Source organism: Mesorhizobium sp. M00.F.Ca.ET.216.01.1.1 (genome assembly GCF_004010325.2).
GTDB lineage: Bacteria > Pseudomonadota > Alphaproteobacteria > Rhizobiales > Rhizobiaceae > Mesorhizobium.
The window spans coordinates 66,576-82,433 of the sequence record NZ_SADR02000004.1; the positions used below are offsets into that span (position 1 = coordinate 66,576).

At 62.4% G+C, this 15,858-nt stretch carries 14 protein-coding genes, 1 other RNA gene and 1 pseudogene; 5 read left to right on the top strand and 11 right to left on the bottom strand.

Going from position 1 to position 15,858, the window contains the following annotated elements; all coding sequences use genetic code 11:
- Positions 1 to 99: 99 nt before the first annotated feature.
- On the bottom strand, positions 100 to 1,110 hold the full coding sequence (locus EN859_RS07115) for a ligase-associated DNA damage response exonuclease (RefSeq protein WP_127852883.1): 1,011 nt from the start codon (positions 1,108 to 1,110) through the stop codon (positions 100 to 102).
- Between the two features lie 107 nt (positions 1,111 to 1,217).
- Here EN859_RS07115 and EN859_RS07120 point away from each other — a divergent pair.
- Both EN859_RS07120 and EN859_RS07125 read left to right on the top strand, forming a co-directional pair.
- Positions 1,218 to 2,149, top strand: a pseudogene (locus EN859_RS07120) (methyltransferase domain-containing protein).
- 127 nt (positions 2,150 to 2,276) lie between these two features.
- On the top strand, positions 2,277 to 2,636 hold the full coding sequence (locus EN859_RS07125; protein ID WP_127852819.1) for a hypothetical protein: 360 nt from the start codon (positions 2,277 to 2,279) through the stop codon (positions 2,634 to 2,636).
- Here the strand turns inward: EN859_RS07125 and EN859_RS07130 are convergent.
- From EN859_RS07130 to EN859_RS07160, 7 genes are all read right to left on the bottom strand, one after another.
- Complete coding sequence (locus EN859_RS07130) at positions 2,633 to 3,574, bottom strand: glyoxylate/hydroxypyruvate reductase A (RefSeq protein WP_127852818.1); 942 nt, start codon at positions 3,572 to 3,574, stop codon at positions 2,633 to 2,635. The two genes, EN859_RS07125 and EN859_RS07130, sit on opposite strands and share 4 nt — an antisense overlap.
- Positions 3,575 to 3,638: 64 nt before the next feature.
- Entirely contained in the window at positions 3,639 to 5,270 is a 1,632-nt protein-coding gene (locus EN859_RS07135; RefSeq protein WP_127852817.1) for an ABC transporter ATP-binding protein, read from the bottom strand.
- On the bottom strand, positions 5,267 to 6,403 hold the full coding sequence (locus EN859_RS07140) for an ABC transporter permease (protein WP_127852816.1): 1,137 nt from the start codon (positions 6,401 to 6,403) through the stop codon (positions 5,267 to 5,269). The genes EN859_RS07135 and EN859_RS07140 overlap by 4 nt, the downstream gene beginning before the upstream one ends.
- A complete protein-coding gene (locus EN859_RS07145; protein ID WP_127852815.1) occupies positions 6,403 to 7,497 on the bottom strand; it encodes a microcin C ABC transporter permease YejB in 1,095 nt (364 codons plus the stop codon). Before EN859_RS07145 ends, EN859_RS07140 begins: the two co-directional genes overlap by 1 nt.
- 30 nt (positions 7,498 to 7,527) lie before the next feature.
- Complete coding sequence (locus EN859_RS07150; RefSeq protein ID WP_127852814.1) at positions 7,528 to 9,396, bottom strand: extracellular solute-binding protein; 1,869 nt, start codon at positions 9,394 to 9,396, stop codon at positions 7,528 to 7,530.
- Entirely contained in the window at positions 9,396 to 11,273 is a 1,878-nt protein-coding gene (locus tag EN859_RS07155; RefSeq protein WP_127852813.1) for an extracellular solute-binding protein, read from the bottom strand. The genes EN859_RS07150 and EN859_RS07155 overlap by 1 nt, the downstream gene beginning before the upstream one ends.
- A gap of 158 nt (positions 11,274 to 11,431) precedes the next feature.
- Positions 11,432 to 12,043: a cytochrome c family protein gene (locus EN859_RS07160; RefSeq protein WP_127852812.1), complete on the bottom strand. Its 612-nt coding sequence runs from the start codon at positions 12,041 to 12,043 to the stop codon at positions 11,432 to 11,434.
- Positions 12,044 to 12,235: 192 nt separating this feature from the next.
- On the opposite strand from EN859_RS07160, the gene EN859_RS07165 reads away from it, so the two are divergent.
- Together EN859_RS07165 and EN859_RS07170 are read left to right on the top strand one after the other, a co-directional pair.
- A complete protein-coding gene (locus EN859_RS07165) occupies positions 12,236 to 12,964 on the top strand; it encodes a 3-deoxy-manno-octulosonate cytidylyltransferase (RefSeq protein WP_127852811.1) in 729 nt (242 codons plus the stop codon).
- Positions 12,965 to 12,989: 25 nt separating this feature from the next.
- Entirely contained in the window at positions 12,990 to 13,853 is an 864-nt protein-coding gene (locus tag EN859_RS07170) for a prephenate dehydratase (protein WP_127852810.1), read from the top strand.
- Here the strand turns inward: EN859_RS07170 and EN859_RS07175 are convergent.
- The 3 genes from EN859_RS07175 to EN859_RS07185 are packed head-to-tail and all read right to left on the bottom strand — an operon-like array spanning position 13,850 to position 15,558.
- Positions 13,850 to 14,143, bottom strand: a complete 294-nt coding sequence (locus EN859_RS07175) for a Dabb family protein (RefSeq protein WP_127852809.1) — start codon at positions 14,141 to 14,143, stop codon at positions 13,850 to 13,852. The genes EN859_RS07170 and EN859_RS07175 overlap by 4 nt on opposite strands.
- 20 nt (positions 14,144 to 14,163) lie before the next feature.
- The gene (gene nudC, locus EN859_RS07180) at positions 14,164 to 15,105 is read right to left on the bottom strand and encodes an NAD(+) diphosphatase (protein WP_127852808.1); all 942 of its coding nucleotides are present in this window, start codon (positions 15,103 to 15,105) and stop codon (positions 14,164 to 14,166) included.
- Positions 15,106 to 15,138: 33 nt separating this feature from the next.
- A complete protein-coding gene (locus tag EN859_RS07185) occupies positions 15,139 to 15,558 on the bottom strand; it encodes an HIT family protein (RefSeq protein ID WP_127852807.1) in 420 nt (139 codons plus the stop codon).
- 138 nt (positions 15,559 to 15,696) lie between these two features.
- Here EN859_RS07185 and ffs point away from each other — a divergent pair.
- Positions 15,697 to 15,793: signal recognition particle sRNA small type (gene ffs / locus EN859_RS07190), an RNA gene on the top strand.
- Positions 15,794 to 15,858: the final 65 nt, after the last annotated feature.

Consider the following 15,858-nt stretch of genomic DNA (forward strand, 5'->3'; position numbering starts at 1 on the left):
GTGCGAGCCGCGCGGGCTTGCGTTTCGTCGTGCCCCCCTCTGTCCCGGCAGGCCAGAGGGAGGCGCCGTGGAGCGCTATGTCGAAGATCGCCATCATCCTCAATCGCCCTCGTCCTCATAGCCGACGAGGTGCAGCGGTCGCGCGGCAATGCCTTCGAGCTCGCACCAGCGCACCAGCGCTTCCTCGCGGCCATGCGTCACCCAGATTTCTTCAGCGCCGGTCTCTTTGATCGTGGCGGTCAGCTCATCCCAGTCGGCGTGGTCGGAAATGATCAGCGGCAGCTCGACACCGCCTTGCTTGGCGCGCTGGCGGATACGCATCCAGCCTGACGCGAAGCACGAGATCGGATCGGGAAAGCGCCGCGCCCAGCGGTCGGCGAAGGCAGATGGTGGGCCGACGACGATGGCGCCGGTGAAGTCGTCCTTGCCGCTGCTCTCGACTGTCGCCGGTTCGAGCATCCCGAGGTCAATGCCCTGGCTCTGGTAGTAGTCGCTGAGCTTGGCCAGCGCGCCATGGATGTAGATCGGTCTGTCGTAGCCGGCATCGCGCAGCAGGCGCATAACCCGCTGCGCCTTGCCGAGCGCATAGGCGCCGATCAGATGCGAGCGCTCAGGAAACTGGGCGGCGGATTTCAGCAGGCGACCGATCTCTTCGGTGTCGGGTGGATGGCGGAACACCGGCAGGCCGAAGGTCGCCTCGGTGATGAACACGTCGCATTTGATCGGTTCGAACGGCTCGCAAGTGGCATCCCCCTGGCGCTTGTAGTCGCCGGACGCAACAATGCACGTGCCCTGATGCTCGACGGCGATCTGCGCCGAGCCCAGCACATGCCCGGCAGGATGAAAGGTGACGGAGACGCCGTTCAGCGCAATCGCTTCGCCAAGCACTGCCGCCTGCGTCGTGCCGGCAAAGCCCTCGCCATAGCGCAGCCCCATGATATCAAGCGTCTGCTGGGTGGCCAACACCGAGCGATGGCCGGAACGGGCATGGTCGGAATGACCGTGCGTGATCAGCGCCCGGCTGACCGGCCGTACCGGGTCGATGAAGAAATCGCCGGGTGGGCAGTAGAGGCCCTCCGGGCGGGGATGGAGCAGGTCGCTGGCGCGCATCGCTCCAAGATAGTCGCTAATTGCGGCGCGGGAAGCCTGTTGCAAGTGACTGCTGACTCCAGCATAGACAAGGGATGCCGGCTGCATACGCTGGCAGGACAATCACCATGAAACCGCTTCAGGCCTCGTCCGGCGATTTGAACGCCGACCGCCGTGCCGACTATGCCGAAATGCTGCATGCCTTTGGCGATCATGCGGCCGCGGCGGAGTTGCTGCTTGGCGCGCTGGAACTGGCGCCGCAGTGGGCGACGGGCTGGTTCCGTGTCGGCGAGATGCAGGAGGCGGCGGGCGCGCCGGATCTGGCGGCGCAGGCCTGGAGGACGGTGTTGAAGCTGGATCGGCGGATCGGCTTGGCGCTGCGCTGAAGCTGCAATTGATCGGCAAGGCACCGGTTGCCGCTGCACCGCCAAGCGCCTTCGTCGAGACGCTGTTCGACCACTATGCCGAGAGCTTCGAGCAATCGCTGGTCGACAAGCTCGGCTACCGCTTGCCTGAATTTCTCGATCAGGCCATTCGAGCGGCAAGGCCGGGCCGCTTTCCCCTTGTGCTCGATCTCGGCTGCGGCACTGGCCTGATGGGGCAAAGGTTGCGGCCGATCGCCGATCGGCTGGAGGGCTACGACATCTCGGCCAGCATGCTGAGAAAGGCGCGGGCCAAAGGCGTCTACGATCTCCTCGTCAAGGCGGACCTGCAGGACCTTGCCTATGCCGGCCGCAAAGCCGATCTGGTGACGATGGCCGACGTGTTCATCTATGTCGGCGCGCTCGAAGCCGTGGTGAGGACGGTTGCCGGGATGCTTGCCGGCGACGGCCTGTTTGCGTTTTCCGCCGAGAAGTTGGCTGCTGGAGAGTTGGCCGGCAGCGGTGACTTCGCGCTGCAGCCGTCACGCCGCTATGCGCATTCGCAAAGCTACATCAGGCGCGTCCTGGCCGCCAACGGCTTTTCGATCCTGTCATTGGAAACGAGTGTTATCCGGCAGGATCGTCATCAGCCTGTCGAAGGGCTGGTTGTGGTGGCAAGCCTGTCTTCCAACACTTGACGTCTCCGACTGTTCGAGAATGTGACTAGACCATCATCCCGAAAAGTGGAAACCGGTTTTCGGAGAATTTCGCATGCTCGACTGGTGTCATTTGGCAAAGGCTGGGCAACGACATGGAGCATGTCCCATGCGCTGGGACCTGATGGTTTTGGCATCCTGCCTGGCAGTGGCGGGTTGCGTCGGCAACTCGATGTCCGAACAGCAGGACGCGAACGTCCAGTCCTCCCTGCAATACGACAGCGTGCCTTGCGATCAATTGCTGGCGCAACGAAACGGACTGGCGCAGCAATACCATTTGTCGGTGGACGCCAAGCCGTCCTTCTCCAACCCGGCGATGGGATTCGGCCCGTTCACGCCCGACATGCGCTCCAAGGCCAAGCGCGATGCCGATCAGGCAAGCGGCAAGATAGACGCCATGAACCGGTCCATTACCCGCCGCGAATGCGGCAAGCCGGCCAAGCAGAACAAGCTTGCTCTGCCCAGTTAATAACCTGCCTTGCGGTCAACCAGGTTCTCAAGCTTCTCGCCGCGCTCGTAGGCGTCCATCTGCCGAAGCATTATCGGCACCAGATGAACCGGATCCGAGGTTGCCGCCGCGTGCGGTGTCACGAACACCTTCGGATGGCCCCACAGCGGGCTGGTCTTCGGCAGCGGCTCGACCTCGAACACGTCGAGGCTCGCCTCCTTCAGCGTGCCGTCTTTCAGTGCACGCACGATGTCGGCATCCTTCTGCAGGCGGCCGCGCCCGGCATTGATCAGCACCGAGCCGCCAAGGCCGTTGCGCTTCCGCAGTTGCTTAAGCACACCATAATTGATGATGCCGTGCGTCTCGGGGGTGAGCGGCAAAAGTACCACAAGGATGTCGGTGGCATTGAGGAACGGGACCAGGCCGGCCTCTCCCGAATAGGTGGAAACACCTTTCATCGGCCGGTCGGTGCGTGACCAGCCATTGACCGGAAAGCCGAGCGCCAACAGCACAGACGTCGCCGCGCGGCCGAGGTTGCCGAGGCCCATGATGCCGACGGAGATGTCGCCTGCCGGCCGTTGCTGCGGCTCGTGCCAGATCTTCTTTTGCTGTTGCGCCCGGTAGAGCATGCCCTGGCGATGGTGATCGAGCACCCGCCAGACGACATATTCGGTCATGTACTGAGTGAGATTGTCGGCGACGACCTTGACGATCGGCACGTCGGGCAGGCCGGGATCGGCGAAGATATGATCGACGCCGGCGCCAATCGAAAAGATGGCGCGCAGATTGGGTAGCGACGACAGAAGGTTCGGCCGCTGCTTCCACACCACCGCGTAGGTGATCGACGGATCGCTGGCGCTGTCAGGCTCGAGCACCACCTCCCGCTCCGCCGACAGCAGTTCGCGCCAGCGTTGCGGATGAAAGCCCGTGACGGCGAGCAGGATGCGGCCTTTTTCCATTGCGGATTCTTCTTCCCTGTTATTCCGGACCTGTTGTTCGAGGCCTTGTCATTGCGGCTTATTGTTATTCGCTGACGATGCCGACCGGTGCCGTCTCGATCTTGAAGGCTGCCGAGATCAGCGCCCGAGTATAGTCGGTTTGCGGGCTGGCAAAAATCTGTTCGGAAGGGCCGGCTTCGACGATCTTGCCATTGCGCATGACGATAACGTCATTGGCAAGTGCGCGGATGACTTTCAGGTCATGGCTGATGAACAGATAAGCGAGGTCATGCTTCGCCTGCAGGCTGCGTAACAGGTCGACAACCTGTGCCTGCACGCTCATGTCGAGCGCCGAGGTGGGTTCGTCCAGCATGACGAAGCGCGGATTGAGCACCATGGCGCGTGCGATGGCGATGCGCTGCCGCTGGCCGCCGGAGAATTCGTGCGGATAGCGGTTGCGCGTCGTGGGATCGAGCCCGACCTCCTTCAAGACGTCGACGACGCGCTCGTCACGCTGGTCGGGCGACAGCTTCGGCTCGTGGATCTTCAGCCCTTCCTCGATGATCTCCGACACCGACATGCGCGGGCTGAGTGATCCGAACGGATCCTGGAAGACGATCTGCAACTCGCGCCGCAACGGCCGCATGGCGTTGAAGGAGAGCTGGTTGATGTCGCGTCCGTTGAACTGAATGGTTCCGGTCGACGAGATCATCCTGGCCAGCGCCAGGCCGAGCGTCGTCTTGCCCGAGCCGGATTCGCCGACGACGCCGAGCGTCTGGCCGGCGCGCACGGTGACGTCGAGGCCGTCGACGGCCTTCACATTGTCGACCGTGCGCCGGAAAAACCCCTTCTTGATCGGAAACCAGACCTTTATGTCCCGGCCGGTCATGACAGGCTTGGCGGCAGCGTTGGCGGCTGGCGGCTTGCCCTTCGGTTCGGCGGCCAGCAGATGCCGCGTATAGGCATGCTGCGGATTGGCGAAGATGTCCCTGGTCGCACCGGTCTCGACGATCTTGCCCTTGGTCATCACGCAGACCCGGTCGGCGATCTTCCTGACGATGCCGAGATCGTGGGTGATGAACAGCATCGACATGTTCTTGCTGCTCTTCAAGCCCGCGAGCAGTTCGAGGATCTGCGCCTGCACGGTGACGTCGAGCGCCGTAGTCGGCTCGTCGGCGATCAGCAGGTCCGGCTCGTTGGCCAGCGCCATGGCGATCATGACGCGCTGGCGCTGGCCGCCGGAAAGCTGGTGCGGATAGGCGTCGAGACGTTTCTGCGGCTCGCGGATGCCGACCTCGTTGAGCAATTCCAGCGTCCGAGCGCGTGCCTTTCGATCACCCATGCCCTGGTGCAGCTTCAGCACCTCGACGATCTGCTGCTCGATCGTGTGCAGCGGATTGAGCGAGGTCATCGGCTCCTGGAAGATCATGGTGATGTTGTTGCCGCGCACGCGGCGCAATTGCTTCTCATCCGTGGCCAGCAGGTCGGCGCCCTGGAACAGGATCTTTCCCGACGGGTGGCTGGCGGTCGGATAGGGCAACAGCTTCAGCACTGACAGCGCCGTGACCGACTTGCCGGAGCCGGATTCGCCGACCAGCGCCACCGTCTCGCCCTTGGCGAGGTCGAAGGAGATGTGGTCGACGGCCATCGACTGGCTGCCGCCTTGCGCGAAGGCGACGCTGAGATCGCGGACGGAAAGGAGAGGGGTTTGGCTCATCTGAACGTCTTGCGCGGATCGAAGGCGTCGCGGGTTGCCTCGCCGACGAAGACCAGCAGGGACAGCATCAGCGAGATGACGACGAAGCCGGAAATGCCAAGCCACGGCGCGTTGAGGTTGCGCTGGGCCTGCTTCAGGAGTTCACCGAGCGACGCCGAGCCGGGCGGCAGGCCAAAGCCGAGATAATCGAGCGAGGTCAGCGTCGAGATCGAGCCGCTGAGCAGGAAGGGCATGAAGGTCAGCGTCGCCACCATGGCGTTGGGCAAGAGGTGCCGGAACATGATGGTGCGGTTGGGCACGCCCAGCGCGCGGGCGGCGTTGACATATTCGAAGTTGCGGGCGCGCAGGAACTCGGCCCTGACCACGCCGACCAGCGCCACCCAGGAGAACAACAGCATCAGCCCGAGCAGGATGAAGAAGCCCGGCGGCAAGATGGCGGCGATGATCAACAAAAGATAGAGCACCGGGATCGCCGACCAGATCTCGATGAAACGCTGGAACAGAAGGTCGGTCCAGCCGCCGAAATAGCCCTGCAATGCGCCTGCGGTGACGCCGATCAGTGCCGAGCCGGCGGTAAGGATCAGGCCGAACAGCACCGAGATCCTGAACCCGTAGATGACGCGCGCCAGCACGTCGCGCGCCTGGTCGTCGGTGCCCAGCCAGTTCCAGTTGCCGACGATGCAGTTGGGATCGGCCTCCTTTTGCGGATACTGGTTGCAGCGGGTCTTCTTGTCATAGAGCCAGGACGGCTTGGTCGGGGCGGCCTCGGGAATGGCGTTGTTGACCGTCTGGTATGAGTAGCGGATCGGCGGCCAGATCATCCAGCCATTGGCGTTGATCTCGTCCTGGATGACCGGGTCGCGATAGTCGGTGACCGCATAGAAGCCGCCGAACTTCTCCTCCGGATAGGCAACCAGCACCGGAAACAGGATCTCGCCCTTGTAGGAGGCGATGATCGGCTTGTCGTTGGCGATCAGTTCGGAAAACAGCGACAGCACGAACAGGAAAAGGAAGATCCATAACGACCAGTAGCCGCGACGGTTTGACCTGAAATTCTGCAGCCGGCGCTGGTTGAGCGGCGACAGCCATGGCCGGGCGATCCGAGCCGGCGTTTCGACCGCGGCCTGCGCCATCAGACGTCTCTCCGCTCGAAGTCGATGCGCGGGTCGACCCAGGTGTAGATCAGGTCGGACAACAGGCCGACGAACAGGCCAAGCAGCGAGAAGATGTAGAGATTGGCAAAGACCACCGGATAATCGCGCTCGACCACCGACCGGAAGCCGAGCAGGCCGAGGCCGTCGAGCGAAAAGATGTTCTCGATCAGCAGCGAGCCGGTGAAGAAGGCCGAGATGAAGGCGCCGGGAAAGCCGGCGATGACGATCAGCATGGCGTTGCGGAAGACGTGGCCATAAAGCACCTGCCGTTCCGACAGGCCCTTGGCGCGCGCGGTCACCACATATTGCTTGCGGATTTCCTCGAGGAACGAATTCTTGGTCAAAAGCGTCGTGGTGGCGAAGGCCGACAGCACCAGTGCCGTCAGCGGCAAGGTCATGTGCCAGAAATAGTCGACGATCCGTGCCAGCCAGGACAGTTGGTCCCAATTGTCGGAGGTGAGGCCGCGCAGCGGAAACCAGTCGTAGAATGATCCACCGGCAAACAGGATCATCAGCAATATGCCGAATAGGAAGCCCGGAATGGCGTAGCCGACAATGACGACGCCGCTGGTCCAAACATCAAATGCCGAGCCGTCCTTGACCGCCTTGCGGATGCCCAGCGGGATCGAGATCAGATAGGACAGAAGCGTGATCCACAGCCCGATCGAGATCGACACCGGCATCTTTTCCAGGATCAGGTCGAGCACCGAGATGTCACGGAAATAGCTGTTGCCGAAATCGAACCGGCTATAGTTCCACAGCATCATGCCGAAGCGTTCGAGCGGCGGCTTGTCGAAGCCGAACTGCTTCTCCAGCTTTTTGATGAATTCGGGATCGAGCCCTTGCGCGCCGCGGTACTTCGAACTGACGTCGCCGGCCACATCGAGATTGCTGCCGCCGGCATCGCCTCCGCCGCCGCCCAGGCGATCGCTGCCACTCTGGTTTGTCAGCTTGGCGATAACTTGCTCGACCGGCCCGCCTGGCGCGAACTGGATGACGGCGAAAGATATCGCCATGATGCCGAACAGGGTCGGGATCATCAACAGGATGCGACGCAGGATATAGGCGCCCATCAGCCCTTCTTCCCTGCGAAAATGATAATTTCAGGCCCTGCCAATTTTTGCCGCCTTGCCCTTGTCGAACCACCACAGCGCTTCGACCGGAAAGCCGAAATCGGGCTTCTGCTCGGGAAAGCCGAACATGTCCCAATAGGCGCTTCGGTGATTCGCCAGGAACCAACTAGGAATCCAATCGCGCCGTGCGCGCAAGGCCCGATCGAGCGCCCGCATCGCAACGGTCAGGCTTTCGCGGTCCTTGGCGGCGCCCACGGCATCGAGCAGTGCGTCGATGGCGGGGTTCGATATCCCCGGCAGGTTGCGGGAGCCGGACACCGTCGCGGTGTGTGAGTGGAAGAAGATCTCGAGATCGTCGCGGGTCGGCGTCGCGGAAAACGAGAAAGCAGCCGATATCAGGTCGAAATCGAATGTCGACTGCCGCAGCTGGTATTGCGCCGAATCGACCAGGCGGATGGTGGCGTCGATACCGACGGCCCTCATGTTGGCGACCCAGGGCGAATAGACCTGCACGAACGTATCGTCGTCGACCAGGAATTCGGCCGACAGCCGCTCGCCCTTGTCGTTGACGGCGAAATCGCCGGTCCGTTTCCAGCCCACCTCGTTAAGAAGCTTTGCCGCCCTGCCAAGCAGTTTGCGGTCGCGGCCGGAGCCGTCTGACGCCGGCTGCACCACCGCTTTGCCGAAGGCTTCCGCCGGCAGCTGGTCGCGCAGCGGCTCCAGCAGGGTGAGTTCTTCCGGCGAAGGCATCCCTTCGGCGCGAAAGTCCGATTTTTCGAAGCACGAGTGCGAGCGCTCATAGGAACCATAGAAGAAATTGCGCTGCGTCCATTCGAAGTCGAAGCAGAGCGCGATCGCCTGCCGCACCCGTGCGTCGCGAAAGTGCTCGCGCCGCTGGTTGACGGCCGTGGCTTGCATGGAAGGTAATTTCTCGCTGGGGAATTCGTGCTTGACCACCTTGCCGGCGGTGAACGCCGGAAAGTTGTAGGCCGTCGCCCAGACGCGCGAGGTGGCTTCCTCCCGGTAGACGATCTCACCTTTCTTGAAGGCTTCGAAGGCGGCCGCACGGTCCTGGTAGAACTCGATGCGGATGCGCTCGAAATTGTACTGGCCGCGATTGACGGGCAGATCGCGACCCCAATAATCGGGCACGCGCTCATATTCGATCCACGCTCCCGCCGACACCCGCCCGACCTTGTAGGGGCCGGAACCGAGCGGTGGGTTCAATTGCGAGGAGTCGAACGGATTGGCTTCGTAGAAGGCCTTCGACACGATCGGGAACTGGACGATGTTGAGGATGGTGCGGGCGGACTGCTTGCCGGAATAGCTCAGTCGCAGCGTGCGCGCATCGACCGCGACCGCATCGTCCAGATGCGTCAGGGACAGCGAGAAGTCGGGATGGCCCTTTTCCTTGAACAGCTTGAAGGTGAAGGCGGCGTCCTCGGCCGTTAGCGGCGTGCCGTCATGAAAGCGTGCTTGCGGCCGCAGCGAGAACTCAAAACTATTGCGGTCGTCCGAAATGGTAACGCCATCGGCGAGCTGGCCGTAGACGGCGTCCGGCTCGTCCAGCGCCCTGACCATCAGCGCGTCGAAGCACATCTCCATGCGCGGTGGCGCATCGCCCTTGGACGTGAAGGAGTTCAGCGTGTTGAAGGTCAGCGGATTCTGATTGTAGCCCCAGTTGGGTGGAGCGAAATTGAAGCTGCCGCCGTTTGGTGCATCGACGTTGACATAGTCGAAATGCGTAAAATCCGGACCGTATCTGAGATCGCCGAAGGCCGACAGGCCATGCAGTTTCTCACCGGTCAGAATGGTGGCAAAAGCCTGGCCCGGCATCAGCGCGGCGGCGGTCGCCGCCGCGCTGATGGCGAGGAAGTCGCGGCGGGGCAGTGCCGCCATCAATTGCTCCCCTTGTATTTTGCGGCCAGCGTCTTTTCCTTAGCCGGGTCGATCCACCAGGAATTCTGATCGACGCCGCTATAGGTCGGTTGCTTTTCCGGCATGCCGAACTTGTTCCAGTAGGCCAGCCAGACCACCGCCCGATAGTATTGCGGCACGACGTAGAAATTCCACAACAGCACCCGGTCAAGCGCATGGGTTGCGGCGACAAGATCGTCGCGGTCGGTGGCGAAAATGATGCGGTCGACCAAGGCATCAACGACCGGATTCTTGATGCCGGCGTAGTTGCGCGATCCCGGCGTGTCGGCGGCCTTCGAGCTCCAGAAGTCACGCTGCTCGTTGCCAGGCGAATCCGATTGCCCGAGCTGCGATATAATGACGTCGTAATCGAAGTTGTTGACGCGGTTGACGTACTGCGTCTGGTCGATCAGGCGCAGTGTGGCCTCGACACCGATCTTGCGCAGGTTGGCGATGTAGGGGCTGGCGATGACCTGGTCGGTGTCGTTCCAACCAAGGATCTCGAACCTGAACGGCTCGCCCGTCTTGGCATTGACCATCTTGCCGCCCTTGATCACCCAGCCGGCCTTGGCAAAGAGCTCGACTGCCGTCTTGAGAAATTTCCGCTCCGCCTGCGGCGAATCGTAGACCGGCAGCTTGAACTGCTGGGTGAACAGTTCGGGCGGCAGCTTGTCGCGATACTGCTCGAGGATTTCCAGTTCCTTGCCCTGCGGCAGACCGCTTGATGCCAGTTCAGTGCCCTGGAAATAGCTGCTGGTCCGGGTGTTGGAACCGAAGAACAGGGTTCGGTTCATCGTCTCGAAGTCGAACGGGAAGGTCAGCGCGGCGCGCACCAGGCGATCCTGGAACAGCGGGCGCCTAAGGTTGAGCATGAAGGCCTGCATCGGTTCGGGCGACGCGGTCTTGAATTCCTTCTTGACGACGTCGCCGGCCTTGACTGCCGGGAAATCATAGGCCGTGTTCCAGCGCCTCGAACTGTTCTCCGGCTTGATGTCGTCCAGCCCGCCCTTGGTGAAGGCCTGCCAGGCAGCATTGTCGTCGAGGATATAGGTGAATCGCTGCGTGTCGAAATTCTCGCGGCCAATCTTCACCGGCAGCTTGGCTGCCCAGTAATCGGGCACGCGCTGCCAGACGATTTCCGAACCCGGTTTGAAGCGGGCAATTTTATAGGCGGCGGAGCCCAATGGCGGCTCCAGCGTCGGCCTGGTCACGTCGCGCTTCTTGCCGTTGGCGTCGGTGCCTTCCCACCAATGCTTCGGCAGCACCACGAGATCGCCGATGATCTTAGGTAGCTCCCGGTTGCCTTTCTGGTTGAAATGGAACTCGACCTCGCGGTCGGAAATGGCGACCGCATCGGTGACGTTCTCAAAATAGCGGCTGTACATCGGGCTGTTGGCCTTCAGCACCTGGAACGACCAGATCACGTCGCCGGTGGTGATTGGCTGGCCGTCATGCCACTTCGCCCGCGGGTCGAGGCGGTAGGTCGCCGAGGAATAGTCGGCCGGATATTTGTAGGCGTCGGCGATCAGTGGATGGCTGACGCTGCCCTCGTCGGTCGCCTGCTCCATCAGCGTGTCGTAGAGCAGGCTGCCACCGAAAGGCGTGAAGCCGGCGGCCGGCGATCCCTGCACGATATAGGGATTGAAGCTGTCGAAGGTGCCGAGTTGCACCGAGTTCAGGCTGCCGCCCTTCGGCGCATTGGGATTGACATAGTCGTAGTGCTGGAAGTTGTCGCCGTATTTGGAGTCGCCGATAAGCGAAGAGGTGGTGCGCCATTCGTCCGCGGAGGCTGACCCCACGCCGCCCGCGAGAGCGGTCACAACCAGCACCGACCTGAGAAACGTTCGGCCAACCGTCATGCGTTCTCCTCTTCGCAATAGCTGTCAGCAGACAATCTAGATCATTTGAGGCCAGTGAAAACCGCGACAGATCGGCTTTGTCGCCGCATATGCGTTTTTCCTAACAAAAAAGCCGGGCTGAACCCGGCTTTTTTAGGGGTGCTTGCATGACAATCGCGTTATTTGGCTGGCGCCGCACCCTCGGCCGGCTTGGCCGGCGCATTGCTCGCTGAGGCGCCGGGAGCCGGCAGCGGCTTCGGGTTGTCCGACAGCGTGCGCAGATAGGCGATGACGTTGGCGCGGTCCTCGTCCTTCGGCAGACCAGCGAAGCCCATCGCGGTGCCCTTCACGAACTTCTTCGGCGAGGTGATGAACTGGTTGATATTGTCATAGGTCCACTTCTCGCTGCCGCCCTTGGAAAAATCCTTCATGCCGGCCGAATAGGCAAAGCCCTCATGCTCAGCCACCGGACGGTCGATAAGGTCCCACAGATCGGGGCCGACCTTGTTCGGCCCGCCCTTTTCGCCGGAATGGCAGGCCTGGCATTTCTTGAAGATGGCGGCACCTGCCTCGACGTTGGCCTTGGCCAGGAGATCGGCGATCGGCTTGGCTTCTGCAGCGGGGGCCGCCGGACCTCCTTCGGCGGATTCCTCAGCCGCCTCGATGGCGAAACCGGGTTTCTCAGGCTGCGCGGAGTGGAACAGCGCATCGGACACGATGCCGACCGAGAAGACGATGAAAACAGTTCCAAGAAATCCAGCGAGCAGCTTGTTGATTTCGAAAGAGTCCATACGCCCCAGCTCCTTTTCCGGCGGACCGATCCGTCCACTCCGTCCGTCGGTATCGTGACCGGGCCCGCGGGGCCGATCAAATCGGGGCGGAAACTAGGTCTTTTGCTCAGGCGTTGCAACACCTATAAGGGCGCTTCCAGTGAGACCTTTTGCCACTTTTCCCGCCCTCTTTTTCGAACGCCTTTCGTCCTCATGTCGACCCTGATCCTGATCCCGGCCCGCTTGGCCTCTACCCGCCTGCCGGGCAAGCCACTGGCCGACATTGCCGGTGCCCCGATGATCGTCCACGTCGCCCGCCGCGCCGCCGAGTCCGGGCTCGGCCGGGTGGTGGTCGCCACCGATGCTGAGAGCGTGGCCGAAGCGGTGCGCGCGCATGGTTTCGAGGCGGCAATGACGCGGCCGGACCACGAATCTGGCTCGGACCGCATCTTCGAGGCGCTGACGGCGCTCGACCCCGGGCGCAAGGTTGAAACGATCGTCAATGTGCAGGGCGACCTGCCGACCATCGATCCCGATATCATCGGTGCCGCGCTGAAGCCTTTCGAGGATGCGGCGGTGGACATCGCCACACTCGGCGTCGAGATCGTCCGCGACGAGGAAAAGACCAATCCGAATGTCGTCAAGATCGTCGGTTCGCCGCTGTCGGAGACACGGCTGAGGGCGCTCTATTTCACCCGCGCCACCGCGCCCTGGGGCGAGGGGCCGCTCTACCACCATATCGGCCTCTATGCCTATCGCCGTTCGGCGCTTGAGCGCTTCGTCGAGCTGAAGCCGTCGCCGCTGGAACGGCGCGAACGGCTGGAGCAGTTGCGGGCGCTGGAGGCAGGCATGCGCATCGACGCCGAGATCGTGCGCTCGCCGCCGCTCGGCGTCGACACGCCGGCAGACCTCGAACGCGCCAGAACCATCCTTTCAACCTGAGAAGCCCTTCGAGAAATTTTGGACAATGCCTGAAAAGACCAACAGAATATCCTTCCAGGGCGAGCCGGGCGCCAATTCCGACACCGCATGCCGCAACATGTTCCCGTCGATGCAACCGTTGCCGTGCCCGACCTTCGAGGATGCGTTCAACGCGGTCGAGACCGGCAAGGCCGACCTCGCCATGATCCCGATCGAGAACACGATTGCCGGTCGCGTTGCCGACATCCACCATCTCTTGCCCGAATCGAAGCTGCACATCGTCGGCGAATATTTCCTGCCGATCCATTTCCAGCTGATGGTCTTGCCGGACGTGAAACGGGAAGAAATCCGCACGGTCCACAGCCACATCCATGCGCTCGGCCAATGCCGCAAATACATCCGCAAGAATGGCTGGAAGCCGATAGTCGCCGGCGACACGGCGGGCGCCGCCAAGCTGGTTGCCGAGATGAAGGACCGGACCATGGCGGCCCTGGCGCCGGCACTGGCCTCGACGCTCTACGGTCTCGACATCATCGAGGAGAATGTCGAGGACACCGACAGCAACGTCACGCGCTTCGTCGTGCTGACCAAGAGCAGGCAATGGGCCGAGCGCCCCTCCGCCGTCGCCAAGATGATGACGACGTTCATCTTCCGCGTCCGCAACGTGCCGGCTGCGCTCTACAAGGCGATGGGCGGTTTCGCCACCAACGGCATCAACATGACCAAGCTGGAGAGCTATCAGCTCGGCGCGTTCACCGCGACGCTATTCTACGCCGATATCGAAGGTCATCCCGACGATCCGCTGGTGAAGCTTGCGCTTGACGAGCTGCGCTTCTTCTCGCGCGAGGTGCGGATCCTTGGCGTCTATCCGGCCAGCGCATCGCGCGAGCAATGGAAGGTGGCAGACTAGGTCAGCGGTTCGTAGTCGATCTCGAGAAAGGCCTCGACCTCCGGGATCCAGCGGTCGCGGACGAAGGCGACGTGGTCGGGATGGTCGTTGTAGCGGGAGTAAGCGGCCTGGTCCCTGAACTCCATCGAGAAGCCGAAGCGATAGTCGTTCTTCGGGCTGACCTGCCGCAACTGCTCGAATCTTTCGACGCCGGGTATCGCCGCGAGCTGTTTCGCGTCGGCAAGGAATTTTGCCTCGTCGGCCGAGCTTTCCTTGTGCTTCAGCCTGAATACCACCGTGTGATGGATCATTTTTCTCCCCCCTGTAACGGTTATGCGCTGTCGGCCCAGGCGCGGATGAGGTGATGCGCAATCGCCCCTTTCGGCGGCGTGACCAGGCCGTCCGGATGCTCGCGGACCAGCATCGAGCGCACCTCGTCGCGAAAGAACCAGCGGCAGTCTTCGAGCTCGTTGAGGTCGGCCTGGATGTCGTCGTTGAGCGGTTCGCCGAAGCAGCCGATCATCAGCGAATAGGGGAACGGCCACGGCTGGCTTGCGTGGTAGACGACGCGGCCAAGCCTGATGCCGGCCTCCTCCAGCGTTTCGCGGCGCACCGCCGCCTCGATCGTCTCACCCGGCTCGATGAAGCCGGCAAGCGCCGAATACATGCCCGGCGCAAAATGCCGGCCGCGGCCGAGCAAGCACTTTTCCGCTGTCACCGTCAGCATGATCGCTACCGGATCTGTGCGCGGAAAATGCTCGGTGCCGCAGGCCGGACAGCGCCGCCTGTAGCCGCCGGCCCGCATCTGCGATTCGGTGCCGCATTTGCTGCAGAAACGATGGCTGACATGCCAGGCGAGCAACGCTGCCCCTTGTGCCAGCGCGCCGGCCGCCGCTTCGTCGATCAGCCCCTGCATATAGACCGAGCGATAGTCGATGGCCTTGATGGTTTCGGGAAGCTGCTCGGGCTCAACGCCGGCCGGCACGGCAAGCACCGGGCCATTTTCGGAAAAGCCGAGCAGCACGCCCTGTTCGAGCAACGCCCGCAGCGGCTGGCCTCCATCTATATTGAACCAGGGGTCGAAGACGCCATCGCTGAGCTTCAGATAAAGCCGGCCGCCATGCACAAGCAAAAGCCTTGCCGAGGGGTCGGCGAGCGCCTTTTCGACGGAATCGTCGGCGCGGTTCTCCGACTGCCGGTCGATCGTGTTGCCGGCGAAGCCGACGAACTGGCTCGGCTCGCGCAAAGGTGCGTCAAACAGGCGGAACGTCATGGAGGGACTCGGCTAGGATTGGCACGGTCAGGCTTATAGCGCCGCCTTTATCTGTTGCGCAAACCGGCGCATATCGGAGCGCTGGTAAGGCTCGCGCATGCCGTGTCCCCACACCGGGCCCGGCCAGCCGGGATCACCTTCCGAGCGCGCGATGACATGGATATGCAGCTGGCGCACGATATTGCCCAGCGCGCCCGTGTTGATCTTGGTGCAGCCGGTCGTCTGCTTCAGCGCCTGCGCCACCATGTTGGTCTCGAAGGTTAGCATCGCCTGGTCGAGCGGCGTCATGTCATGGATTTCCTCCACACCCGGCCGCTGCGGCACCAGAAGCAGCCACGGCCAGCGACGGTCGTTCATCACGCGCAATTCGCACAGCCCGAGCCACATCAACTGCTCGCTGTCAGCCTCCAACCTGGAGTCAAGCGTGAATCCGGCCTTGAGGCCCGGCAGCATTTGGCGTTTCCTACGGTTTTGTAGCTTTTTCCCAGATTTCTGAACGCTAGAGCGGCTGCAGGAGGGCTGCAAGCGAATCATTGGCCGGATTCTCGTCCACCCTTGCATTTCATCGCCGAATTGCCGATATGGAACGCGGGAGGTTGGTGGTGGACGGTCCACTCGCCAACCGGGTCAGGTCCGGAAGGAAGCAGCCCTAACGAGCCCGGAACGGGTCATTGTTCCAGCCTCCCGCCTCTTCGCCTTTCCCTCGCGACATTGACGGCGCCAAGCCGTGCGAGCGAAACTATGCGCAGGAAT